Annotated in this window: 21 protein-coding genes and 1 pseudogene; 8 read left to right on the top strand and 14 right to left on the bottom strand. The window is 35.1% G+C overall.

Going from position 1 to position 25,347, the window contains the following annotated elements:
* Nucleotides 1-18 precede the first annotated feature (18 nt).
* Entirely contained in the window at nt 19-954 is a 936-nt protein-coding gene (locus J2Y60_RS02400) for a DUF6348 family protein (RefSeq protein ID WP_309912120.1), read from the bottom strand.
* 885 nt (nt 955-1,839) lie between these two features.
* Here J2Y60_RS02400 and J2Y60_RS02395 point away from each other — a divergent pair.
* From J2Y60_RS02395 to J2Y60_RS02385, 3 genes are all read left to right on the top strand, one after another.
* A complete protein-coding gene (locus tag J2Y60_RS02395; RefSeq protein WP_309912121.1) occupies nt 1,840-2,046 on the top strand; it encodes a hypothetical protein in 207 nt (68 codons plus the stop codon).
* Nucleotides 2,039-2,296 carry a type II toxin-antitoxin system RelE/ParE family toxin gene (locus tag J2Y60_RS02390; RefSeq protein WP_309912122.1) on the top strand — a complete coding sequence of 86 codons (258 nt, stop codon included), beginning with the start codon at nt 2,039-2,041 and terminating at the stop codon, nt 2,294-2,296. Before J2Y60_RS02395 ends, J2Y60_RS02390 begins: the two co-directional genes overlap by 8 nt.
* Before the next feature lie 74 nt (nt 2,297-2,370).
* A complete protein-coding gene (locus tag J2Y60_RS02385; protein ID WP_309912123.1) occupies nt 2,371-2,886 on the top strand; it encodes an SMI1/KNR4 family protein in 516 nt (171 codons plus the stop codon).
* A gap of 109 nt (nt 2,887-2,995) precedes the next feature.
* On the opposite strand, the gene J2Y60_RS02380 is transcribed toward J2Y60_RS02385, so the two are convergent.
* A complete protein-coding gene (locus J2Y60_RS02380; protein ID WP_309912124.1) occupies nt 2,996-4,534 on the bottom strand; it encodes an RtcB family protein in 1,539 nt (512 codons plus the stop codon).
* Nucleotides 4,535-4,988: 454 nt separating this feature from the next.
* Nucleotides 4,989-6,506, bottom strand: a complete 1,518-nt coding sequence (locus J2Y60_RS02375) for a TROVE domain-containing protein (protein ID WP_309912125.1) — start codon at nt 6,504-6,506, stop codon at nt 4,989-4,991.
* A 167-nt stretch (nt 6,507-6,673) separates the two neighbouring features.
* Here J2Y60_RS02375 and J2Y60_RS02370 point away from each other — a divergent pair, with 167 nt between their 5' ends.
* Nucleotides 6,674-7,681: a WYL domain-containing protein gene (locus J2Y60_RS02370; protein WP_309912126.1), complete on the top strand. Its 1,008-nt coding sequence runs from the start codon at nt 6,674-6,676 to the stop codon at nt 7,679-7,681.
* Between the two features lie 55 nt (nt 7,682-7,736).
* Here the strand turns inward: J2Y60_RS02370 and J2Y60_RS02365 are convergent, their stop codons facing one another.
* From J2Y60_RS02365 to J2Y60_RS02325, 9 genes and pseudogenes are all read right to left on the bottom strand, one after another.
* Nucleotides 7,737-10,010: an NADP-dependent malic enzyme gene (locus J2Y60_RS02365; protein ID WP_309912127.1), complete on the bottom strand. Its 2,274-nt coding sequence runs from the start codon at nt 10,008-10,010 to the stop codon at nt 7,737-7,739.
* 164 nt (nt 10,011-10,174) lie between these two features.
* The gene (locus J2Y60_RS02360; RefSeq protein WP_309912129.1) at nt 10,175-11,041 is read right to left on the bottom strand and encodes an aldose 1-epimerase family protein; all 867 of its coding nucleotides are present in this window, start codon (nt 11,039-11,041) and stop codon (nt 10,175-10,177) included.
* A gap of 187 nt (nt 11,042-11,228) precedes the next feature.
* Nucleotides 11,229-12,494, bottom strand: a complete 1,266-nt coding sequence (locus J2Y60_RS02355; RefSeq protein WP_309912130.1) for a cation:dicarboxylate symporter family transporter — start codon at nt 12,492-12,494, stop codon at nt 11,229-11,231.
* Nucleotides 12,495-12,629: 135 nt separating this feature from the next.
* On the bottom strand, nt 12,630-13,544 hold the full coding sequence (locus tag J2Y60_RS02350) for an AEC family transporter (RefSeq protein ID WP_309912132.1): 915 nt from the start codon (nt 13,542-13,544) through the stop codon (nt 12,630-12,632).
* Between the two features lie 89 nt (nt 13,545-13,633).
* The gene (locus J2Y60_RS02345; RefSeq protein ID WP_309912134.1) at nt 13,634-16,675 is read right to left on the bottom strand and encodes a TonB-dependent receptor; all 3,042 of its coding nucleotides are present in this window, start codon (nt 16,673-16,675) and stop codon (nt 13,634-13,636) included.
* 115 nt (nt 16,676-16,790) lie between these two features.
* On the bottom strand, nt 16,791-17,768 hold the full coding sequence (locus J2Y60_RS02340; protein WP_309912136.1) for a FecR family protein: 978 nt from the start codon (nt 17,766-17,768) through the stop codon (nt 16,791-16,793).
* 168 nt (nt 17,769-17,936) lie between these two features.
* Nucleotides 17,937-18,107 carry a hypothetical protein gene (locus J2Y60_RS02335; protein WP_309912138.1) on the bottom strand — a complete coding sequence of 57 codons (171 nt, stop codon included), beginning with the start codon at nt 18,105-18,107 and terminating at the stop codon, nt 17,937-17,939.
* 11 nt (nt 18,108-18,118) lie between these two features.
* A pseudogene (locus J2Y60_RS02330) lies at nt 18,119-19,023 on the bottom strand (Rpn family recombination-promoting nuclease/putative transposase).
* A gap of 34 nt (nt 19,024-19,057) precedes the next feature.
* Nucleotides 19,058-19,636, bottom strand: coding sequence for an RNA polymerase sigma-70 factor (locus J2Y60_RS02325; RefSeq protein ID WP_309912143.1), 579 nt, complete (start codon nt 19,634-19,636; stop codon nt 19,058-19,060).
* A gap of 203 nt (nt 19,637-19,839) precedes the next feature.
* On the opposite strand from J2Y60_RS02325, the gene J2Y60_RS02320 reads away from it, so the two are divergent.
* The 4 genes from J2Y60_RS02320 to bshB1 all read left to right on the top strand — a co-directional run bounded on the left by J2Y60_RS02320 (nt 19,840) and on the right by bshB1 (nt 24,112).
* On the top strand, nt 19,840-20,799 hold the full coding sequence (locus J2Y60_RS02320) for a tartrate-resistant acid phosphatase type 5 family protein (RefSeq protein WP_309912145.1): 960 nt from the start codon (nt 19,840-19,842) through the stop codon (nt 20,797-20,799).
* Nucleotides 20,800-21,164: 365 nt separating this feature from the next.
* Complete coding sequence (trxB, locus tag J2Y60_RS02315; RefSeq protein ID WP_309912147.1) at nt 21,165-22,103, top strand: thioredoxin-disulfide reductase; 939 nt, start codon at nt 21,165-21,167, stop codon at nt 22,101-22,103.
* A gap of 46 nt (nt 22,104-22,149) precedes the next feature.
* Nucleotides 22,150-23,268, top strand: coding sequence for a peptidoglycan DD-metalloendopeptidase family protein (locus tag J2Y60_RS02310; RefSeq protein WP_309912149.1), 1,119 nt, complete (start codon nt 22,150-22,152; stop codon nt 23,266-23,268).
* 124 nt (nt 23,269-23,392) lie between these two features.
* Nucleotides 23,393-24,112 (top strand): bacillithiol biosynthesis deacetylase BshB1, encoded by a 720-nt coding sequence (gene bshB1, locus J2Y60_RS02305; RefSeq protein ID WP_309912150.1) that lies wholly within the window; start codon nt 23,393-23,395, stop codon nt 24,110-24,112.
* 52 nt (nt 24,113-24,164) lie between these two features.
* Here the strand turns inward: bshB1 and pdxH are convergent, their stop codons facing one another.
* Both pdxH and J2Y60_RS02295 read right to left on the bottom strand, forming a co-directional pair.
* Nucleotides 24,165-24,809, bottom strand: a complete 645-nt coding sequence (pdxH, locus tag J2Y60_RS02300) for a pyridoxamine 5'-phosphate oxidase (protein WP_309912152.1) — start codon at nt 24,807-24,809, stop codon at nt 24,165-24,167.
* 219 nt (nt 24,810-25,028) lie between these two features.
* Nucleotides 25,029-25,343, bottom strand: a complete 315-nt coding sequence (locus J2Y60_RS02295; RefSeq protein WP_309912155.1) for a LytTR family DNA-binding domain-containing protein — start codon at nt 25,341-25,343, stop codon at nt 25,029-25,031.
* Between the last annotated feature and the right edge of the window lie 4 nt (nt 25,344-25,347).

Raw genomic sequence — 25,347 nt, 5'->3', positions numbered from 1 at the left:
CAGTTTGATAGATATGTTTCATTGGTCGCAAGCATCACATCGCCTAAACATTATAAATTGTTTTTGTCCAAAGAAATCTCCTTTTTCAGTCCAAGTCTTTGCATAATTTGAAATAATATCAAGCCCTTCTTGCCAAGGTTCATTATTAAAAAGACACTCCCCAATTATCCTTCCATCTCCTCTTTTAGAAATATAAACTTTTAGCCAATTCAGTTTTTGAGTTGTCAATTTATACTTTACTTTCTCTTTTAATAATTCAAATATAGCTTCGTTTTCAGGAATTAATTCCCATTGCCCTTGTAAACTAAGATTGCCTAGCTTTGGATGCCAAAGTATCTCTTTATTGTCAATTACTGTCGAAAAGTCTAATGCTGGATTATGACTGTCAGTAAAGCTGTCTATGATAGGTTCAAAAGTTGTAGTTAAATAGTTGTCTAAGACAGAGTCTATTTTATCTTGAATTGTCGAACCAATGCCTACTATATTTTCTTCAATTCCATTTGGAAAATATTTAGAATGAAGTGTCAATACCGTTAGCTGAATTATACTTGGATGATTATCGGGATTATCATTAATTGCTGTCGCAATTTCCAACGCTGAATTTATAATCAGCGCCATATATTGTGGATGATTTTCCACTTGATAGCCAGAAGTGATAAGTCTATTCTTTAAAATGTCAAGCAAAAGGAGGTTATCGTCTATTAATTGATTATTTTGAGGTACTTCCTTTTTATTTGCAAAATGAGTTTGATATAACTCAATAGCTCTACTTGCAATAAGTGAGGTTTGTCTATCGTCAAGCCCTTTTTCTTTCAGAAATTTTTCAACGTCTTTTACTGTACTTACATGGTCGCATAACACATTTAGAGATAATAGAATTAATTCATCAACTTCTTCTTTTGTAAATTTTCTTTGATTGTCTTCTTTCTTTTTTAAGAAATCGAATAGTCCCATTTTTATTTGCTTTTTTTATATTAACACCAGCTCGCAACTATACGAAGGTTTTGTAGTACTTTTTGTATTATTCCCAAACCAGTCTCAGGAATCATAAGACCTAAAACAATGAAGAGCGTCACGTTCGAAAGGGCTTATTAAATATATTAAAATGTATCGGAACAAAATGAATCTTTATCTATGATACATTTGCGAGCGTGATGCTCTTTAACATTTTGAGGCGTAGGAAATAAGCTAGGACTAGTTTAAGCCTCAAATTTTTCCTTCTAAAGATAGCCCTAAATAGAGATAACCCATTAAAAAAAGTATATTCATTAGAAATAGAAATAAAATATTTTTTAATCCATAACTCGTAGCAAGATTAAATTTATTTATTATTTTTAGTATTACCATATAAGTAATAAATACAAAAGAAATAATAGGTATAAAAAAAATGAATATGCCTAATATACCAATAACAATCTCGTATTGTTCAGGTATTTTTATTGCCAATGTAAAATATATTGACATTATAACTATACTAATAATACTAGTATAACTCCCCCACTTTATTAGCTGGAATATTGTTGTATTTATTTTGTTGTCCATCTTTGAATTAGTTTAATTACTCATGCTATTCGATTCGAACATAAGGTCAAATCGAATGAATGATAAAACGTTCTCTGAACGTTCAAGCAATTTATCTTCTTAGATTAAAGTGCTATTTTATCAAAGCTACTACTGAATTTATTTTGGGTACAAATAACGCTACACTTAACAACTGCACCAGTATAGGTGTTTACCAACTCACAATTCATCCACATTCCTTTTTGTTGTCTTAAAAATAGTTTGTAATTTAAACAAAATTCAAGCCTTCTTTGAACAAAATATTCAAATAGTAAAAGTATGCTTACGGTACATCCACAATATATTAAAGATGCCAATGGTAAAAAATCATTGGTTGTACTTCCTGCCAAAGAGTTTGATGCTATTATGGAAGAATTGGAAGAGTTAGAAGACATTAAGCTTTATGATGAAGCCAAAAAAGAAGATACTGGCGAACGTATTTTATTTTCTGATTACTTAAAAAACAGAAAAGCAAAAAATGCCTAACTACACGGTTGTATTATCTAAAAAAGCTAAAAAACAATTAGATAAACTTTCTGATGACATTGTCGAACCTATCATTAATGCTATCGCTGGATTGGAAGAAAACCCACGTCCTACTGGGTATAAAAAATTAAAAGGTAGAGATGGTTACAGAATTAGAACGGGCAACTATCGCATCATCTATGATATCTTTGATACTGAACTTATTGTGGATATCATCACGCTCGGACATAGAAAAGACATTTATGAGTAAAAACAGCACCCTACTGTTCCACGTCTTTAGACTTGGAACGATAAATGTACTACCAACTTTATAAAACATAAAGCATGATAATCTTTTTTAAACGCCTTTTTCAGAAAAAAGCCCCCATTATTCTTCAACAAAGAGAAACTATTCCAAATTTAACCCCTGATTCAATTGCATATATTGAATCAAGTTTAAAAATCACCCTACCTTCGTATTATAAAGATTTTCATCTCTCTGAACTTGAATTGATTGCAAAATTAAGAGAACTACAAGAAGATGATATGATTTATCTTTCAACAAACCCTGAATGGCTAATTCATCACAATCAATATTTATTCAATAGAGCAAAAACTGAGCAATATTTATCTAATATGTTTTGCATAGGAACTGACGGCTGTGGAAATGATAGTTTTATAAATCTTGATGAAAATGATACTAATATTTATTTTTTAGATCATGAAAAAACAACACCTCAATTAGAAATAGATGATAGGATATCTGATTCATCAAAAGATGTATCTAATTTGACAAAATTCGTAATTGAATGCATAGGTGAAATTGAATATTTCATTAAAGAGAATAGTGATGAAGAATAAGACATGATTATAAAAATTAACAAATAAATCTTTACCTACAACACAAACACCATCTATTTACTATTATTAATAAAAAACGCCTGATAAGAATATCCTACCAAGCGTTTTACTAATCCTCAGCTTTCTCTCTACCATCAGCCATTCTTACAATTTTAGGAGAAAATCTGGCTAGTACATGTACTAATTCTTCCTGCGACGCCATTACTTTATTGATGTCTTTATAAGCTTGGGGAGCTTCGTCTAAATCTGCCCCAATTAGTTGAACACCCGCTTTATCAAGGGCATCTCTTAAATCGCTTTTGGTAATCATTCCTAATGCTTTGGTACGCGACATCCTTCGTCCTGCACCGTGTGCAGCCGAATTAATGCCTTCATCAATGCCTTTCCCACGAATGACAAATCCTGGCTGTGTCATCGAAGCAGGAATAATTCCTAAGTCGTTAGCTCCTGCTGGTGTTGCTCCTTTTCTATGAACCATCACCTCTGTTCCATCTGACAATTGTTCTTTCCAAGCAAAATTATGGTGGTTTTCAATGCGTTTTAAAGGGTTTTGGTTCATGGCTCTGGCAATTTTATTATGAATTTCATGATGATTCGCCGAGGCGTAATCTCCCGCTAAATTCATTGCTAACCAATATTCCTGTCCTTCGTCGGTATTCATATCCAACCAAGCCAAATGCTTGGCTTCTTTAGGTAACCGAGTTTTATTCATGGCAATTTTTGAATAATGATTCGCAATATTCCCTCCTAAACCACGTGAACCAGAATGTGAAAGTAAGGTCAAGTATGAACCTTTAGGCAGATTCATTAAATCGTCTTCTGCCAAAATCTCTAAAACGCCCCATTCAACAAAATGATTTCCTGTTCCCGAAGTGCCCAATTGTCTATATGCTTTATCCTTTAAATCACGGGTGATTTTGAGTGCTCCCCATTCCGAGCGGTCGAATAATGAATCATCGAATTTCTTTCCTGATTCTGCGCCCATGCCAAAGAAAGTGTTTTCAGTTAATACTTTTTTCAACAATTTATCTTCTTTTTGAATCATATTGGCTGGCAAATCAAAAATACTCATACACATTCTACAGGCAATATCAACGCCGACTGCATAAGGAATAATAGTGTTGGCAGTTGTCGCCAATACACCACCAATAGGCAAACCATACCCTTGATGGGCATCAGGCATTAAAGCTCCTGCTACTGAAATGGGTAATTTCATGGCAGTTTGCATTTGGTCTAATGCACCTTGCTCAATTTGAGCAGCACCATAAATTTTATATGCTAAAGCTTCTTCCCTTAAATCTACGTCTACATCTGCTTGGCGACCTATTTTAGCCAATTCAAATTTAGGTTTAGCATTCTCTGCTTCGATTAATGACTTACCATATTCACTCAATATAATTTCCTGACCTATTTCCTTTAGGTGTTTGGTATAAAGTGCTAGATTAGTCAATTTATTTTTAGAAAACGAAAACTTTTTAGGTGATTCTATCATTTGCGCAAACATCAATAGCACTTGTGCTTTGGGATAGACTCCATTATTTATTAAGCCCCCAGCAACTCTTGAAAACTTGGCTAAAGCTTCTTCTGATTGTACGCCCAAGGCTTGCAAATCTTCTTGGACGATTGTTTCTTCTAGTAAAATGTTCATTGGTTTTATTTAATTTTTTCAAAATTGTTTTTCATAGTTTAAATAGAGGAGATTCATAAAGAATAGGTGTAGATGTATTTTATAAGGCAAAAAACAAAAAGAGATTTATTTGCTCTACCAACTGAGCTACAACTCGATTAGAGAAGGTGAGGCTCGAACTCACGACCCAATAGTTAAGACGAAGTATCTCTTTTTTACGGCACTCATTTCTTTGAGGTAACAGGCATCAAATGTTGTATTAAGCTGGGACTCGAACCCAAAGCATAGAGCTTTTACCACGAAGTAACATTTGATTAACGACACTCATTTTACAAGAGCAAAAAGTACACTGAGGGGGGGCATTGCATTGCTGGAGTCGAACCAAGATGACCTCATTGAATCTTATTCAATCTCGTCATTCCTCCCCTAATCTTGCTACGAAGTAACTCAGCATCTACGGCATCCTGTAAATATCTTAAAGCGCTATTTTCTCTATCATAGATAAAGCTGATTCCCCAGATTCAAGAGCAAATAATACATCAAAAATTTTATCTGACCATCCTGCAATTAAAAATACATCATCTCTTTGCACATTGATGGGTGCTTGACCATACCCAGCCAAATCAAATAAATATAATTTAGCATTTGGAGCTATCTTTTTGTAAAGTCTCCAACAGTTTGACATAGAATTCTCGCCCTTTGTATCCCATAATTGCATATCAGTAAACATCATTACTTTATCTGCAATGTACTTGCGGTTAATCAAATCTTGTATGACCAAATAGCCATTTGTTGAATAGCCCACTTCTCCTTCTCGTCGGTAAAAAGCATCAACATTTGCCAAAATTCCTTGGGTTGGTAATTGTATTACTTTCCAAGTATCGCCAAATATACCTGTTACCATGTTTTTGCATTTTGATTGCAAAATCATCCCTAAGAGTAAACCTATATCATACAATAAAACCTTACTTTTAGAAGAAATACTTTTCTGCATAGAACCTGAAACATCGCAAGCAATGACCACTTTTACATGATTATCAAATCCTTTCAAACTAGCTACACTGTATTTTATAGCTTGTTCTAAAGCATTCAGTATTAATGGAACATTGCCATGATTAACTTTAGATAATTCTCTATACGCTGCTAAAAACCTAAATGGCAATTGTTTTGAATTAGCTACCGCTCGGCTATCTGATAAATAAGTACATACTTTTTGTAAGTATATTTCTTCTACATCAGCTTCAAGTATGTTTCTTAGATTACGCATCAAAGCCATATAGCCTACTTTCTGAGAATCAATTAGTTCTTGCCATTTATGTTTAAAGGCGAGTTTTCTTTCATCCTTATTGTTAAAAGACTTCTGTCCTAAAGCTGAAAGTTCTGTTTCCCATGTATACGGAATAGCTAAAGTATTCTGAGCGATTTTATTAAATATTACTTGTTGAGCTTCGTCTTTTGGCTTAGGGTGTACTAAAAATAAAGCATCTCTCAACTTAATCCCATTAGCATTATTATATTTTGCAAATTGATATTCGTCGAAATTATTAAATGCATTTGCTAAACCTTTCTGAATTTGCTTTGATAATCTATTGAGTTGTTTTGTACCTGTACGAACATTGCTTTTTTGATAATACGCTAATACTTCTAATATTTCGTCTGGTCTGACAACGATATGTTCGATGGTTTTTCTAACTAAACTATTCCCTTGATTAACTTTTGCCAATTCAACAGAGAGCAAGACAGGCACTGTTCGCAAATACATTTGCTGACGTACATACACTGCAAGCTTTGCCACAAACTCGGGACTTACTTTAGTCATTAATTCCTGAATTCTTTTTTGTCTGCTATCCTCATCTTCATAAGTAGTAGCTTCTATCATACTTGTCACTGAGGCGGAATATAATTCCATTTCAGGACTTACTTTATAAGCTGGTGCTCCTTCATAGTTTTTAGAGAGCGTAACAGCATCTTTAAACCAGTTAAATTTCATCATTATAGGCTGTTTTCATTGTTGACACTACAAAGTTGCAAAGCCACAACGCAGTCTTTTTGCGTAGTAAAATTTATTTTCTATTTTTAGCAAAATATTTTATCATTGCCTAAAATAAGTTGCCTTCAAACAGTGACAACTCCTCACTCACAATTCAAAACTCAGTTAATATGCCTACTAATAGAAATGCCTTAATCCGTTATAAAACCATTGATACTTGTTTGCAGAATCGTCAACGAAAATGGACTCTCGAAGACTTAATTGAAAGTGTATCCGAAGCCCTTTATGAATATGAGGGAATCGACAAAGGAATTAGCCGCAGAAGTATTCAGGCTGATATTCAAATGATGAGGAGCGAAAAATTGGGCTATGAAGCACCGATTATCGTGATTGATAAAAAGTATTATACTTATGAAGACCCTAATTTTAGTATTACCAAAACACCTCTGACAAGTGCGGATATATCAAGGATGAATGAAGCCCTTGATATGCTAAAACAATTTAAAGGGTTTTCTCATTTCGATCAACTAAGTGAAGTGGTCAATAAGCTTGAAGAACATATTTATAGTAATAAAGAAAAAAGAGCGTCGGTAATTGACTTTGAGAAGAATGAGAATTTGCGTGGGCTGGGTTACTTAGATACCATTTATCAAGCTATTCTTCAGAAAAAAGCAGTATATATCAATTACAAATCATTCAAAGCGAGAGATGCTAACCAATTTCATTTTCATGTATGGTGGTTGAAGGAATATAAAAATAGATGGTTTGCAGTAGGTGTTAAACATGATAAAGACATTATTACCAATTTGGCCCTTGATAGAATCTTAGATTTACAAGTTGATACAGCGTTTCCTTATATCGAAAACCTAAGGTATAGCCCAGAATTGTATTATTATCATGTGATTGGTGCAACAGTTAGCCATAATATTAGAAACAGTCGAGTACGTATTCAGGTATCAAATCTTCATGCTCCTTATGTAGAAACTAAACCGCTTCATCATTCACAGCAGGTGATAGAAAGAAACCATAAAGGAATCATTATTCAAATAAAAGTTCAGCTTAATTTTGAACTTGAAAGAGAAATATTAGGCTTTGGGGATGGAATGGAAGTATTGGAGCCTAAATTATTAAGAGAAAAGATACAAAAGCGATTAACAATCGCTAGTAATCAATATTAGTATTAATTACTGATGGCATGACTTGGAGTCATGCCATCAGTAGTATTTGCAAAAATTACTTGCCTTGTGCTTCCACAACAGCAATAGCTACCATGTTGACAATCTCTCTCACAGATGATCCTAATTGAAGTACGTGAACAGGTTTTCTTAATCCCAATAATATTGGCCCAATATATTCTATATCACTAGTTTCTTTCAATAAGTTATAAGCAATGTTAGCAGCTGAAAGGTTAGGGAAGATTAAAGTATTGGCTCCTTCATCTGCTAATTTAGAGAAAGGATAATTTTCCTTAATCAATTCATTATCAAAAGCCAAGTGCGCTTGCATCTCTCCTTCTACAATCATCTCTGGATGCTTCTTTTGTAAAATAGCGGTTGCTTCACGCATTTTTACAGCATCATCACCATTGGCAGTTCCAAAGTTTGAATAAGTCAATAAAGCGATTCTTGGTTTTAAGTTAAAACGCTCTACTGCCTTGGCTGTTAGTTCCGTGATTTCTACGATATCTTCTACTGTTGGGTTGAAGTTTACTGTCGTATCCGAGAAAAATACTGGCCCTTTTTTAGTAAGGAGTATGTACATACCTGCTACTTTCTTCACGCCATCTTCACGACCAATAATTTGTAAAGCAGGACGAATAGCATCTGGATAGTTACGCGTAAGACCCGAAATCACACAGTCGGCATCACCAGTTTCTACCATCATCGAGGCAAAGTAACTGCGTACTTGCATCTGCTTGTGGGCTTCGTATTGGTTATAGCCTTTGCGTTTTCTTTTATTAAAGAAAATATCGCCATATTCTTTCAATCGTTCAATCGTTTCTGGGGCACGTGTATCGATGATTTGTACTTCGCTTAAATCTAGGTTATTCTCTTGAATAATTCTTCTGATTTTAGTCTTATCACCCAACAATATCGGTACGCAAATACCTTCGTCTTTCGATTGTTGTACAGATTTCAATACCTTCAAGTTTTCAGCATCAGCAAATACTACGCGCTTAGGCGAGCGTTTTGCTTTGTTGAAAATGTATTTCATCAATTGGTTATCTAAGCCCAAACGCTTACTCAATTCTAATTCATAAGCATCCCAGTCAAGAATCGGCTTTTGTGCTAATCCCGCTTCCATCGCCGCTCTGGCTACTGCTGGCGCTACCGTAGTAATCAGTCGTGGGTCAACAGGTTTAGGAATGATATAATTTCTACCAAAAGATAAATTCTTTTCGTTGTAAGCTAAGTTTACAATATCAGGCACTGGCTTTTTGGCTAATTCAGCCAACGCTTTAGCAGCAGCCAATTTCATTGTTTCGTCAATTTCCGTTGCTCTTACGTCCAAAGCACCTCTGAAAATATAAGGGAAACCCAATACATTATTCACTTGGTTAGGGTAGTCTGAACGACCTGTCGCCATGATAATATCTTCACGAGCAGCTACTGCCTCTTCATAAGAAATCTCTGGTGTTGGGTTAGCCATGGCAAAAACGATAGCATCTTTTGCCATTGTTTTTATCATCTGTTGAGAAACGATATTTCCGACAGATAAGCCAAGAAATACATCCGCCCCAACCATCGCTTCTGCCAGATTATGAATATCAGTACGTTCAGTAGCAAAAGGTTGAACATATTTGTTTAAGTCTGTGCGTTCTTTAGAAACCAGACCGTCTTTATCAAACATCAATATATTCTCTACTTTAGCACCTAAGCCCAAATATAATTTAGCACACGATAAAGCAGCGGCTCCAGCACCCGAAATCGTGAATTTACATTCTTCGATACGTTTGTTTACCAATTCTAAAGCATTCAACAAAGCAGCCGCCGAAATGATGGCCGTACCGTGTTGGTCATCGTGCATGATAGGAATATTGAGGTCTTTTCTCAGTCTTTCCTCTATTTCAAAACACTCTGGCGATTTAATGTCTTCAAGGTTTACGCCTCCAAAAGTTGGCTCTAGAATCTTTACAGTTCTAATTATTTCTTCAGGATCTTCTGTATTCAATTCTATATCAAATACATCAATATCTGCAAAGATTTTAAATAATACGCCTTTACCTTCCATCACTGGTTTTGAAGCTTCGGCTCCGATATTACCTAATCCCAACACGGCTGTACCATTTGAGATTACAGCTACTAAATTACCTTTGGAAGTATATTTATAAACGTCTTCTCGGTTGGCCGCAATCGCCAAACATGGCTCGGCTACACCCGGCGAATAAGCTAATGAAAGGTCTCTCTGTGTTTCGGTTTCTTTGGTGGGAATTACTGCAATTTTACCCGGACGACCTTTTGAATGATAGTCTAAGGCATCTTGTTTCCTAATTGAAATTTGGCTCATAATGAAGTGTCACAAAAAATGGTTTGTTTCAAAAACTGTCGCAAAAGTAAGTCAATGGTTTTTGATAAGCTAAGAAATTACGATGTATTAGGAATAGGTTAAAAAACAATGATGAACCTTTGATTAGAAAAAACATTGCCTAAACAATTCAACATAAAATTTTATTAAACTGATACAGTCCAAGTACGCAAGAATATTTGGTTAGAACTCAAAACTTCCATACCTTCTTTTTCTGTTAATTCTTGCTCATGAATTTCGCTATCTGCTATACCACACCAAGGTTCAATACAAACAAAATCAGCATTAATAGCTGCCCAAATACCTAAAAAAGGGAATCCTTCAAAAGTAAATTTTAATTGTGTCGGAGCTTTATCGGTTTTCAAAATTACTTCCGTAGATTGCAGGTGTTTGAAAACAAGGGCATCCTGATAAAACAATTCTTTTGTTAAAGGCAAACGATTGGTGTTTTCTAAAAAAGTACTCGCTTCTTTTTTGATTAATCCACCATTGGCTAATTCCCATCGTGGAAAATCTTCTGTTTTATCAAATGCCAAATAATAGTCTTCATAAACAGTATCATCTGAAAGTGGTACAGCAAAAGCTGGGTGACCGCCTACTGAAAAATACATTTCATCATTCCCAGTATTTGTAACCGAATATGATACCGACAACGTCTTTCCTATCAATGTATAAATCAAACGAAATTCGAAAGTAAATGGGAATATTTTCAAGGTTCCTTCATCTTCCGTTAACAAGAAAACGATGCTATCTTCTGTTTTTGATTCAACCTTAAATACTTTTTCACGAGCAAAACCATGGCGAGGAAGCGTATAGGTAAGTCCTTGATAAATGTATTGATTATTCTTTAATGCTCCTACAATAGGGAATAATACAGGCGAACTCTTTCCCCAAAAAGCGGGGTTGGCTTCCCACATATATTCCACACCATTTTCTTTATTAAATAGGCTTACTAGCTCTGCTCCTAGCGAATTAACACTTGCTCTTAAATATTGATTTTCAATTATTTGCATAATTATTTATCGTAATTATTGTATCGGTTTATATATTTATTCCCTTAAAATTAATAATCAATAGCGACAATCCCTTGCGTTTACCAAATCCTAGAATAATCTCATACAACGGCAACAACAAGGGATTGCCACTACGTTTTATAAAAAACTCCTCCCTCACAATTCAAAACTCTGCCCTCAAAACTCCTCACTCAAAGACTCTTTCCATTTGTTCGCGGTCAAACTCTTTTTCATTATTGGCTAACCAGATGGTAGCTACGCCATTGCCAATAAAGTTGGTAATAGCTCTTGCTTCAGACATAAATCTATCAACACCTAACAATAAAGCTAGTCCCTCTACAGGTATTACTTTAATCGCTGTTAGTGTAGAAGCCAATACGATAAAACCACTGCCCGTTACTCCAGCCGCGCCTTTTGAAGTTACCATCAAAATGCCAATGACTGTCAGAATCTGTTGCAAATCTAAATGAACATTGAATACTTGCGCCAAGAAAAGTACTGCCATAGATAAATAAATGGTGGTACCATCTAAATTAAAGGAATATCCCGCTGGCACTACCAAGCCTACTACTGATTTTGAACAACCCATTTTCTCTAGTTTTTCCATCAACGACGGTAAAGCTGCCTCTGATGAAGATGTCCCTAAAACAATCAGTAACTCCTCACGAATATACTTTAAAAATTTCCAGAGATTGACTTTATACATTCTCAAAATAAAATACAATACTACAAAAATGAAAATTGCCATTGTGCAATATACTGTTACCATTAGTTTACCCAAAGGTAAAAGTGTATGAACACCATATTTGGCAATGGTAAAAGCCATTCCTCCAAAAGCACCCACAGGGGCAAAAAGCATTACTTTGTGCAAAGCCCAAAATATTTTCTTAGATACTGGCTGAAGAAATTGTACAATCTCATTTCGTTTGGAATAATTGCTCAATATAACGCCTAAGATAATGGCTAAAATAAGGATTTGAAGGGTAGCATTATCCATTAAAAACTTTAGCCAACTGAATGATTCGGCAGATTTAGTATATTTAGAAATATCGCCTCCTTTTATTTCAGAAGTAACTACACCATCGCCCGGGCGAATGATATTTGCCATGATTATTCCAATAAACAGTGCTAATGTCGTAACAACTTCAAAATACAACAACGATTTAGCCCCTACTTTACCCACCTTTTTCAAATCTCCCATCGAAATAATGCCTAGCATGATGGTGATGAAAATAATAGGACAAATAAATATTTTCACAATGCTGATAAAAATACTACTTAGCAATTCACTAAAACTAGTTTTTATCTCAAATTCAGATAAATACAGGCTAAATTTTATCGGTTTTTCTAAAATAGGCTGTAAGGCTATTTCTGGTGCGAAATGCCCTAACAATACCCCCGCTGTGATGGCTGTAAGTACCCAAAAAGTTAAATTTTTAAATAGTTTTTTCATGGAAATTAAAATTGTTTACGTAGTAATTGGTAAATAGTGATTGATGATTAGCATTTCAATTATTTGACGCTCAATTGTTTAATAAAAAATAGCTTAATGCCTACGGCTTACAGCCTAAAGCAAAACAGTTAAAGGTTAAAAATATTGCATTAGTCCATACCAAATACACACATTCAATAAAGATAAAGGAATACTGACACTGACCATTTGGGTGGCTAAACTAGGATTGAGTTTATACGTTACTGCGATGATAGTAGCAGTATTCATTGACCCTAAAGTAGCCCCAATTACACAAAGTTTTCCTAAAGCTGAATATTCTCCTAAAATGAGCATATAAATGATAAAAATTAGCAATGGAGCAATAAATAATTTATAAAACAACCCATAGAAGAGTGCTTTTAAGTCTAATTGGCTCTTGTTAAAATTAATTTGTAAGCCAATAGAAAGTAATGCTAAAAAACTAAAGGGACTTCCGAGTTTATCTAAAATTTGCTGTCCCCATACAGGAAAATGATAGTTTGAAAGGTTTAGTATTAATGCTAAACAAAAAGCTACAAATGGAGGAAATTTAAAAATATTGATGCCTACTCTTCCAAATGAAAAATCAGCAGAAGATGAGTAATAGGATGCTGTAAAAATTCCTAAAGTGCCACACACCACAAAAGAGCCTGCTTGGCTCATTAATACACCATATTGTAACCCTTCCTTGCCAAAAAGCACTTCGAAAATCGGAAAACCTACAAATGAAATACTACTGATGCCTGCAGTAAGAATTAAAGCTCCTTTGGTATTATCGTCTATTTTTATAAATGGTGCTAGCAAATTAAAAAATATGAATGACCCCACATAAATAATATAAGGCATTAAAACAGGCAATAATAAATGGCTACTAAAATGAATTTCGGTAGTATTTAGGAAAGTCAACGCAGGTAAACAAACATAAATAATAATGGTATTCAACACCGTGGGGGCATCCTCAGAAAAACCTTTCAGTTTTCTGAGGAATACACCAATGGTTAGGCAAATAAGTAATAATAATAAATTGGTCAAGTTTTAAATAGTTATTAAGTTGTACTCAGTAATTAATAATAGCTGTGAGTGGTGAGCTTTGAGCCTTGAGATTTAACTATTGATACACTTTACAGTCTAATTGATAGGCTACCATAATAATATGCTCCATTGAAACCAAACTGATTCGCATTTCTGGTATAGGGTACTTGTCCGTTTGAATAAGAAGCATAATTGCTCAGCACTTTGTCAGGATAAACGTTTGTAAAATTATTTCCTCCGATAGTAATGCTTAAAGACTTATTGATACTATAGACTACCGAAGCATCAAATAGATTTTTTCCTCCGAATGTTTGGCTACGGTGATTCTGTCCTGATGGCTTCTCCCAAGCGGTAACTTCGCCAAAGTATGAACTTCTGAAATTTATACTCAACTTGCCTACTTGATAACCTAAAGATACCAAAACTTTAGTATGTGGCTGACTGGTTTCTATGAGGGCTCTACTTACGGTATCAATCAATACTACAGGAGCTTTAGTATCTTGTTGTAAAGCCGTAGGCGTTGCTTTAATCTTAGTAATTTCAGTTTTGTTGACTGTCAGGGCAACGCTTGCCGTAAATTTACTTTTAGGACTGATTGAGTTTTTATAAGACGCCACTACGTCTATCCCCTTTGTTCCAGTATTGATAGCATTGGTAAAAAAGGTGATTTCTTGAAAATTAGGGAATAAGTTTTTCAAGGCAGCTATGTTATTAACATTCAGGTTTTCTGTGATAATAATTCTATCCGTAATATCAATCTGATAGGCATCAACGGTTAACAAAAGGCTATTGCCCACTTTTGCCGTAATCCCCAAATTATAGTTCCATGAAGTTTCTGGCTTGGGGTCTTCTATCCCGATTTGTTTCAATCGTGGGTCATCAGAAGGCAATTGCTTGGTACTTCTAATAATTCCATTTTGCACTGTAGAAGTGGTGGCAGCATTCGCAATTTGTTGAAGCAGTGGTGCTCTAAAACCTTTGTTGATTGACCCTCTGATAGATAAATCCTCTGTAATTTTTATTCTTGACGCTAATTTCCCAGAAATATTACTACCAAAATCGCTATAATTCTCATACCGTAAAGCTGCTGCAACTAATAATCTATTAGTAATATCGCTTTCCACATCGGCATATATCCCTATATTAGAACGGTTTACGCTTTTTACATCAGCCTTATCGATACCAACCCTTCCTTGTGAACCTGGTGTTTTGTTTTTTGAAGCTGCCAATGGTCCTATCAAATACGATGCTTCGTCACCAGCACTAAGTGAAAAATTATCTACACGATACTGCGTACCGAAAGCAAAGTTAACAGACTTTGTATTCCACAAACCAAGTATAGTTTTTGAGGCATTTATTTCCGTCAAACTTTGACCAAATGAAATTCTACCGATGTAAAAATCTCTTGGAGAAGATGCTCCCATAGAAGCATTTGAAGAGTTTTTGGCAGATTGATCAAGGTAATTTCTACCATAGCCAGTACTAAAGTCCCAGTTCCAACCTGTAAATGTCTTACGTTTAATACCTGCAAAAGAAGAATAATCAACAGAAGTACCAGGTAGTTCTGGTACATAACCATCAGGATATAAATCTACATTGGAAGTAGCACTAGTAGGCAAAGCGGTACGGAGGAAAGCACGTGCAAATACATCTTTTTGAGAAAAGCCCCCGAAAGAATATAAAGTCCAATCTATCTTTAATGGAATATCAAGGTTATAAAATACTTGACCAGATTTCATTGCATTACTTCCATAAGCTGTAGGGCGAAATGAACCATAAGTACCATCTCCCCAGTATCCTCTTGATTTCAAAGCTGCTTCATCTGTTGCTTTTACGTTGGTATAAATTCCCGTATAAGCTCCTCCTGCTACTGGCTGGGGATTATATGGGTCTGAGCGGTCAGTTCCTTTTACATCTTGGTAACTTCCTGTAAGGTTCAACGAAGCCTTCTTGCCTAATGAGAAACCATAATTGATTGCCGCGGTATATCCACCACCGTCCCCTTCGGAGGTAACACCATACTGAATCTGAGCTGAACCATTGTTGACAGATTTTTTCAACACTAAATTGGCGATACCCGCAATAGCATCAGAGCCATATTGAGCGGCGGCACCGTCGCGTAGAATTTCCATTCTTTCCAATGCCAGTGAAGGTACAGCATTCAAGTCTGTCACCACTGTTCCTTTTCCTACGGTCACATTATTGTTGAGTGCCGCAAACTGATGATGTCTTTTGCCATCAATAAGCACCAACATTTGGTCGGGAGATAGTCCTTTTAAAGATGCTGGGTCAGCATAGTTGGCTACACCATTGATACCATTTTTGGCCGAATTGAATGAGGGCGACATGAATTGTACTTGTTGAGATAATTCCGTTTGCCCAGTCGACTGCAATTCTTTTGCACTGATTACATCCACAGGCACTGGTCTCTCGACATTCGTACGAGCCACTGTAGAACGTGAGCCAATTACTACAACTTCACCCAATTGTTCATTATCTTCTTTCAAAACAACCTGCATTACGTCTTTAAGGCTTACGTTTACTTCCTGTTTTTTGAATCCAATAAATGAAAACACAAGTACTTCGCCATCTTTGGCTACCATACTAAATTTACCTTCAGCGTCACTCACGGTACCTCGTGTAGTTCCTTTTATTAAGATATTTACACCAATGAGGGCTTCTCCTTTTTCGCTAACTACTTTTCCTGATACTTTTTCTTCTTCAATAATAGCTTCCTCTTTTTCACTGGGAAAAACGTTTGATTGTTCTTTATTCCTTTTCAAAATAATCTGTTCTTCAATTACCTCATAACGAATTTGGTTTGGGAAAAGAAGTTTAGGTAGTACGATACTGAGGGCTTCACGATTTACTTCAAGACTTACTTCTTTATCAAGATGAATTGAATTATTGCTATACACAAAATGTACACCCGACTGTTTTTCGATTTCCAACAATATCACTTTCAAACTCACATTATTGAGTTTTAAGGATACTTCTCTGTTGAGAATCTGCTGTGCTTTGCTCGGAGAGCCTAGAGCAATCACCGAAAAAATAGCAAAGAAAAGGCACTGACTAATTGTAATTTTCATAATCGTAAGCATTAGATGCTTTGTAGCTAGAAGTTTTTTCATCGGTTAATTAAATTTAGTATTGTTTTTGATTTATTTGAGACATATTATCCCACCTCTCTCAAAATTGATTCGAGAGCAGTAAGTATTCTACAGCAATATTGGTTTGATAGTTAGTTTAAGGGCATCCGTTTCCTTTCAGTGAAATATTTTGCCCATCTATTACGTACTCAGCTTCGATGGATCTACAAATTATTTCGAGGATGGTAGAGAGGTGTACATTTTCAAAATTACCGCTCAAACGACAGTTTCGGAGTTTAGGAGATAAATCGATACTTACATTAAAATTTTGTTCAATTCTTTCTATGACGTTTTGCATGTTATCATCATCGAATTGTAATGATGATAATTCCCAGTAAAAAGTTTTATCAGTAGGTAATAAATTCACCAGCATCTCATCTGTCTTTGTTTCCAACACCACTTGTTGTTTAGGTAATAAAATCACTTCTTTTTCTATTTCATTTTTCACAGATACCTTTCCTGTAACGACTGATACTTCAAAAGTTTCCATCGCAGGATATGCTTTTACATTGAAACTAGTTCCTAAAACTGTGGTAGTCATTTTACCTGAATAAATCAGGAAAGGGCGACTTTCGTCTCGTTTTACATCAAAAAAAGCTTCACCTTTTAGATTTACCTGTCGATACAAACGGTCAGATTGATTATAACTCAACTGCGTTTTAGGTTGTAATAGCACTACACTTCCATCTGGTAATACCACCTTTAAAATTTTAGCAGAAGAGTTTTCATATTTTGCCCAATCCGAAATCGGAATATCAGATTTGATTTTGCTTATATGCTCATGGCTATTCGGCAAAAAATAAAAAGAAAGTCCAGCGACAATTACTAGCATAGCTGCCATACTAGCCATTGCCCAAACCCAACGAGGAGGAGTATATCTTTCCTGACGCTTGATTTCTTCACGGATAGATTTTTTAATCTTATTTTCAAGTTCAATACGTTCCAGTTGTGTTAATTCACTTAGTCCATCTGGGTTATTTTCAAATGAAGCGTACCATCTTTCAACAAAGAATATTTCTCCTTCCGAAGCTTCATTGTTAAGATAACGTTCAATAATTTCTTGATTTAGTTTCATTTTATTTCGCTTTCAAATACTAAGTGAAACAAGCCGTACTTTTCCCCTATGCTGATAGAAATATTTTTTTAACAAATGAAATAATTAAAAGCCATCAATTTACCGAAAAACAAAAAACAAGCCTTTTGAGCTTGTTTGAGTATATTTTATTAAATAATTAAATAGTCTTTACTTTGAAGTATTTTCTATTTTTTTGATAATTTCTTCAACTTCTTTAAACGGAAGTTTTAAAACACTCGCAATATATTCTGCTTTTTTACCATCTTCCCATAATCCTTTTATATGATTGAAAATAATATTCTCTCTTTCTTCCATTCTAATTTCATCTGCAATAGTCATATCAATGTTGTTTAATTAGAAGAGCTTTTCAATTTCTTAATAATTTCCTCTACCTTTTGAATAGATATGCCAAAAGATTTTGAAATTAATTCAATAGAAGCCCCATTTTGAAGTAATCCCTTAACATAATTAAATGTAGTTTTTTCTCTTTCTTCGGCTCTAATTTCATCTGCAATAGTCATAGCAATATTGTTTACATTTTGTGAAACCTGTGTAAATATAGGCGATAATTTGTTCTGTGTCAAGTTGATACCTTCTTCGATATAGCGAAAAGTAGTCTTAATAAAATCATCCTGATGGGCAACATCTAAAGCATTTAGCTTATTAACCAAGAAAGGTGTTAAACTCAAAAAGTTATTCGCTTTGTCTCTACTATGCTTCATTAACATCGTTGTGACACCCAGCAAATCACTTTTAAAATTTTCAATTTGATAATCTTCAATCTCATTAAGGGAGAATAGCAGGTAATCAAATTGAGGAATAAACTGATGAAGACTTTCATGAGGATTACCAAAATAAGCAATCATCGAAAGCTTTTTCCAAACTGTCTCTCCATGATAAATAACCGTCGAGATAACGACAGATAGTTCTTTATTTTGTTTTTGCTCTTCTAACCACACGTTATTCATATAACGCAAAAGCTGTAGATGAGGATATTTTTCTGGATAAGATTTGTGCTCAAAAAGTAACGAGACCAAAGCCTTTTGTCCAGCATATTCTGTTTGATAAACAATATCTGCCAAATGCTCTGATAAATCAGCATCCGTAAACGAAGCATTTGTTTTCTTTAATTTAAACAAATTTATTCTCTCTCTAATTTCAGAGGAAAAGTTTCTTCAATAAAGCTCTGTGCAATCTCTAGTCTAGAGAAAGTTTCTTTAAAGAACTTGTCGTGTGGATTATTTAATTGACTCATGATGATAGAACATTTTAATAAATTAACTTTTACATTAGTGTAGTGCAGGTATTAATATAATAGATAGTGCCGTGTAATCGCTCAATACTTCTCTTAGTATTTTCAAAGCTTTGGTCATTTGATTTTCAACTGTTTTTTCTGAGATGTCTAGGCGTTCAGAAATTTCTCTTTGTGATAGTCCCGTTCTTTTCAACAAAAATACCTCCCTACATCTTTCAGGCAACGATTGTAACGCTTTTTGATAAGCTTCGTTTAATTCGTCAAAGGCAACCATTTGTTCCGTAAAATTATAGTCGTCTGCTGGTTGTACACTATTAGAATACTTTTCAAACAAATCGTTTTTCTTGTACTGAGCAATTACCAGATATTTCACAGAAGTAAATAAGTAAGCTTCAATAGTTGTAGTGATAGTCAACAATTTGCGACGTTCCCACAAGGAAATAAACAATTCTTGTATTACCTCTTCTGTCAACTCACGATTTTGAAGTCGCTTATATGCAGCAGCATAAAGTTTGGAAAAAAACTTTTGATACAGAAAATCAAAAGCTCTTGCATCACTTTCTGCAAGCGACGTAAGTATTTCTTGATCTGTATTGAATATTTTTATTTCCATAGTTTGGCACAAAGTAAATATATATTTGTACTAAACCTTCAACTTGAAAGTATTTTTCATACGATTCGCTTTAATTAACCGTACCATAACAAATATTGACTGCAAAGACCATTATTTTTGACGACTTAATGTCTTTATACCTCTAATAACGTCAATTAAAAGATTTATAAAATATCCAGAATTTTATCTTTAATTTTTACATAATGAAATCAATCAATGTTTTCAAGAGTTTCTGTTTAGTATGCTCATTATTTACCAGTGGAATAGCGGTAGGTCAAACCACTGAGCTGAATAGTCATGCAGGTGCTTTAAACTTTTTAGTAATGGGCGATTGGGGTAGAAATGGTGCCGACCATCAAAAACCTGTAGCTAGCCAAATGGGGAAAGTAGCTACAAAAATCAAGGCCGATTTTATCATTGCTACGGGCGACAACTTTTACCCAAGTGGTGTTAGAAGCGAATATGACCCACTTTGGAAATATTCTTTTGAGGATATTTATACTGATTTCTCGTTGCAGTGGGACTGGTTTCCAGTGTTGGGGAATCACGATTACAAATCGAATCCAGATGCACAGGTAGCTTATTCAAAAATTAGTCGCCGTTGGAATATGCCTGCTCGTTATTACTCAAAGACGTTTTCTATCAATGGTGATGCCAACCAACAAGTATTGATAGCTTTTATCGATACTAATCCTCTTATCCCTGAATTTTATAAGGGTGAATACAGCAATGCAGTTGTTAGTCAAGATAGTACTGCTCAAAAAGTTTGGTTAGACAAAACACTTTCAAACAATTCTCCATCCATCAAATGGAAAATTGTGGTAGGTCATCATCCTCTTTTTACGGCTACTGAAAAAAGAAGAGAAAGCTATGATACACGTGCTATCCGTGCTTCGTTAAAATCAGTACTAGACAAGCATAAGGTTGATGCCTATTTGTGTGGACATGACCACGATTTACAACACTTATTACCTGAAGGTAAAACACATTATTTTGTATCAGGTTCTGCTTCAGAAAAAACGCCTATTGGCACTTTGCCAATTAGTAAATTAGCACTTTCTGATTATGGTTTTATGGTATTTTCAGCCACTGGGAACAAACTTTTCGTTCAAGTAATCAATGAAGAAGGGAAAGTAGTTTATACTACTGAATTGACAAAATAAGTCTCTTTAATAATTCTTAGAATTATGCATGCGAAGTTCGGTTAAACGCTTGAAAGGCAATGTTTAACTCGAATCTCGCATGTATAGTTTCAGGCTAATCTTTCATTGAGCAGACCATCGTTTTGTGATAAAAATTAGTTTTGTACAAATTATATTTCTCTGTAAATATTTTTACACACCTCAAAAACAAGTTCATATTACTGACAATCAACAACTTAACATCCATATCACTATTTCATTTTGAATAATTTCTTGGCATTCTGGATTTTATCTGCAATTTTTACGTATAAATTTTTGTTCTCATTTTACTAGCAAACTAGCATAAATATTACAAAAATTAAGTACAAAAAGTATTAAACTTAACAATGGCAGAGCATACCAAATGCCTTATTATAGGCTCAGGACCAGCGGGTTACACCGCAGCAATTTACGCTTCACGTGCAGGATTGACACCGATAATGTATCAAGGGCCACAACCAGGCGGGCAGTTAACAATAACCAATGACGTAGAGAACTTCCCAGGATATCCTAATGGAATTCAAGGACCAGAAATGATGCAAGACTTAGAAAAGCAGGCTCGTAGATTTGGTACTGATGTACGTTATGGAATGGCTACTTCGGTAGATTTTTCAGTAAGTCCAAAAAAAGTTTTCATTGATGATACACACGAAATTTTAGCAGATACCGTTATCATCTCAACGGGCGCTTCAGCCAAATGGTTAGGCTTGCCTTCGGAACAAGCTTTTAATGGTCGTGGAGTATCAGCTTGTGCTGTTTGTGATGGTTTCTTTTTCCGTAATCAGGAAGTAGCAATCGTTGGTGGTGGTGATACAGCAGCAGAAGAAGCTACTTACTTAGCCAATCTTTGCTCAAAAGTACACATGATTGTACGTCGTGATGAATTACGTGCTTCGCAAATCATGCAAAAAAGAGTTACTTCAAACCCTAAAATTCAAATGCACTGGAATACAGAAACAGATGAAGTGTTAGGTGATGACGGAGGTGTAACAGGCGTAAGAGTAAAAAATACAGTATCAAACGAAACCACTGTTTTACCTGTAACAGGTTTCTTTGTGGCAATTGGTCATAAACCTAACACAGACATTTTCAAAGGTTTCTTGGATATGGATGAGGCAGGATATATTATCACAGAAAAAGGATCGAGCCGTACTAATATTGCAGGGGTATTTGCTTCAGGCGATGCACAAGACAACATTTATCGTCAAGCAATTACAGCAGCAGGAACTGGCTGTATGGCGGCTTTAGATGCAGAAAGATGGTTAGCTGAAAATGAATTACACTAACAGCCTATTTTGATGGCATCTTCGTTCTTTATTAATTTTATTTCAGATGAATACAATTAAAAAATTATTAGTCTTAGTATTTTGTCTCGTTTCATTCATTTCTTTTTCACAAGAATCTGGGAGTTTTAAGAAAAACCCTAAGATTAATGTGAAAACAAATGCAAAGGATAAAAGCAACAAAAATTTAGACGAAGCCTTAGATGAGTTGCCCAAACTGCAATTCAGGACTGACTATGTTCCTGAACCAGTAGCTACTTCGTCGGCTATTACTGCTTCCTCAAAATTTGAACCTGCCAAAGAACTAAATTCTTCGATTAGTATTTTTGATACAACATCTGTTGATGAAAGAGAACCTTTAATTGTTGAGATTGAAGAAGAAACCAGAGCAGAAGGCAGTGATGATTTTGTGTCAGTAGCCACCTATTTTTCTATTTGGGATGCTACTAATATCGACCCTTACGATATTAATCCAAAAGATTTTGACGATGTAGTAGATATTGAGCTATTTAATAAAGAACAAGGTAGATACTGGTCTGTACCAAACTCAGCCCCAAAATTAACGTCTGTATTTGGTCCTCGTTGGGGAAGAATGCACTCGGGCGTTGATTTAGATTTAGAAACTGGCGACCCTGTTTATGCTGCATTTGATGGCATTGTCAGAGTATCAGGATATGATGGCGGTGGATATGGTAAATTCTTGGTAGTTCGTCATTATAATGGCTTAGAAACGCTTTATGGTCACTTATCTGCTAAAAACTTTGAATCTGGCGCTTATGTAAAAGCTGGTGACCAAATCGGTTTAGGTGGAAGTACAGGTAGAAGCACAGGTTCACACCTGCACTTTGAGACTCGCTATGAAGGGAACCCTTTCAATCCTGCTATTTATGTATTTAATTTTTCTGGTGAAAGAACTGAACCTGTTTCAGACCATGTATTAATTTCTGCCAGAGTATTCGATACCTACGGACTTTCATTAGATAACGAATATGGTTCAAGTGCTAGAAAAGTAAAAACACGCAGAACTGCTTGGACAACCGTTCGTTCTGGTGATTCATTATATTCTATCGCTAATAGAGCAGGGATTTCTGTAGATAAATTAGCAAGAATGAATGGTATGAGAATTTCTGCTAGTTTAAGAATTGGAAGAAGACTTAGAATTCATTAATTAATAGTGATAATATTTAAAAAGAGCCAACAGCACCAAAATCTGTTGGCTCTTTTGTTTTTTAGCTCAATTTCCTGTTTAAATTGCAACGTTTTTCAATTCAGAAATAAGAATTTATATTACAATGAAGTTAGATATATTGGTGATGGCGGCACATCCAGATGATGCCGAATTAGGTTGTGCTGGAACGATTTGTATGCAAATAGCGCAAGGCAAAAAAGTTGGAATCGTTGATTTTACTCGTGGTGAGCTAGGAACAAGGGGGACACCTGAAATTCGCTTGGCTGAATCTGTTGAAGCTACCAGAATTTTAGGAGTTCATGCGCGCGAAAATCTGGGTTTTAGAGATGGTTTCTTTGTCAATGATGAAGAGCATCTGATGAAACTCATCAGGGTAATCAGACGCTATCGTCCTGAAATCGTGTTAGCCAATGCCATTAACGACCGTCACCCAGACCATATTAAAGGCTGTGAGCTAGCAGTAGATTCATGTTTTAAATCCGGACTACGAATGGTTGAAACGTTTGAGGATGATGGAACTTTACAAGAAGCTTGGCGACCTAAAAATGTTTATCATTATATTCAAGATAGGTATATAGACCCTGATTTTGTAGTAGATATTTCGGCATACTGGCAACAAAAAGAAGATTCAATCAGAGCTTTTAGAAGTCAGTTTTATGACCCAACCTCAAAAGACCCTGATTCATATCTTTCTTCTCCTGCATTTTTGAAATTTGTGGAAGCACGTAATCGTGAAATGGGACATAGTATTGGTGCAGAGTTTGGCGAAGGCTATACGTCTTACAAAAAAATTGGGGTAACTGATTTGTTCCATTTGAAGTAGTGATATAAAAATTATGTCAGTGACGCCCAAAAAGTCACTGACTTAATAAAAGTTAAGGAGATAGACGTTCTATCTTCCAAACGTGTTCTTCTAATTTTGTATAAGCAATCCTATCGTGAAGCCTTGACGGGCGACCTTGCCAAAATTCAACATAAGTTGGTATTAAGCGATAACCACCCCAATGCGGAGGGCGGGGAATAGGCTCGTTACCAAATTTTTCTCTTAAATGTTTTTCTCTTTCTTCTAATACTTCCCTACTTTCAATCACCATACTCTGATTAGAAACCCAAGCTCCTATTTGGCTTCCTAATGGGCGGCTTTGAAAATAAGCGTCTGATTCTTCGGCACTTACTTTTTCAATAGTTCCTTCAATGCGTACTTGACGCTCAAGTTCATTCCAAAAAAATGTAATACAAGCATTAGGGTTTTCGGCTAATTCTGTTCCTTTCTTGCTAAGGTAATTTGTATAAAAAGTAAAGCCATTATCAATACCTTTCAACAAGACAATCCTTGCTGAAGGTTTAGCATCGTTGCCAACCGTTGACACAATCATAGCATTGGGCTCTGGCAATTTACTGGCGATAGCCTCATTAAACCATTTTTGAAATTGTTCTATCGGAGAAACACTTACGTCTTTAACGTCTAAGCTGCCTTTGCTATAGTTTTCACGAAGTGCAGCAATATCGATTTGTATCATTATTGGATTGACTATCTTTCTATTATATAGTCCTATTTTGGTTACTGATAAATTAGTAAAATGATGCTCATACCATTTACTTTTAAATAAACACAAAGTGTATATAATAGTTGCGTAAACGAGTAAGAATCAACATTACTAACGCACAATTTCGGGAAAATAAACCAAAGCAACAATGAGCAAAGTTATTGTTATATCGCAAATCTGTATTAAATAGATTTATTTAGTCAAGCAAAAACGCTTTCTACGTGAAATTGGAAGGATTCGGCCATCTAACAAAATAAGGTCATATTTATCTACCTCCCGAATGAATTTCTGGTTTACTAAATACTTTCTGTTGATTCTCAAAAATGAATCGGTATTAACTCTTCCTTCAACTTTAGAAAGGGTTTTGGCGATTACCTTTGTTTTTCCAAAAGCAAAGTGAATACGTGTATAATTGATTTCTCCCTCAAAAAATATAATTTCATTCGCAAAAAAAGTAGCTCTTTTACCCAATTTGAATTGGATTGGCAGAATATGTTGTGGTATCATGGTA

The sequence above is a fragment of the Arcicella sp. BE140 genome, from assembly GCF_031456255.1.
Taxonomy (GTDB): domain Bacteria; phylum Bacteroidota; class Bacteroidia; order Cytophagales; family Spirosomataceae; genus Arcicella; species Arcicella aquatica.
Note: the sequence above shows the minus strand (reverse complement) of the source record. Positions and strands in the feature narration are given on the sequence as shown.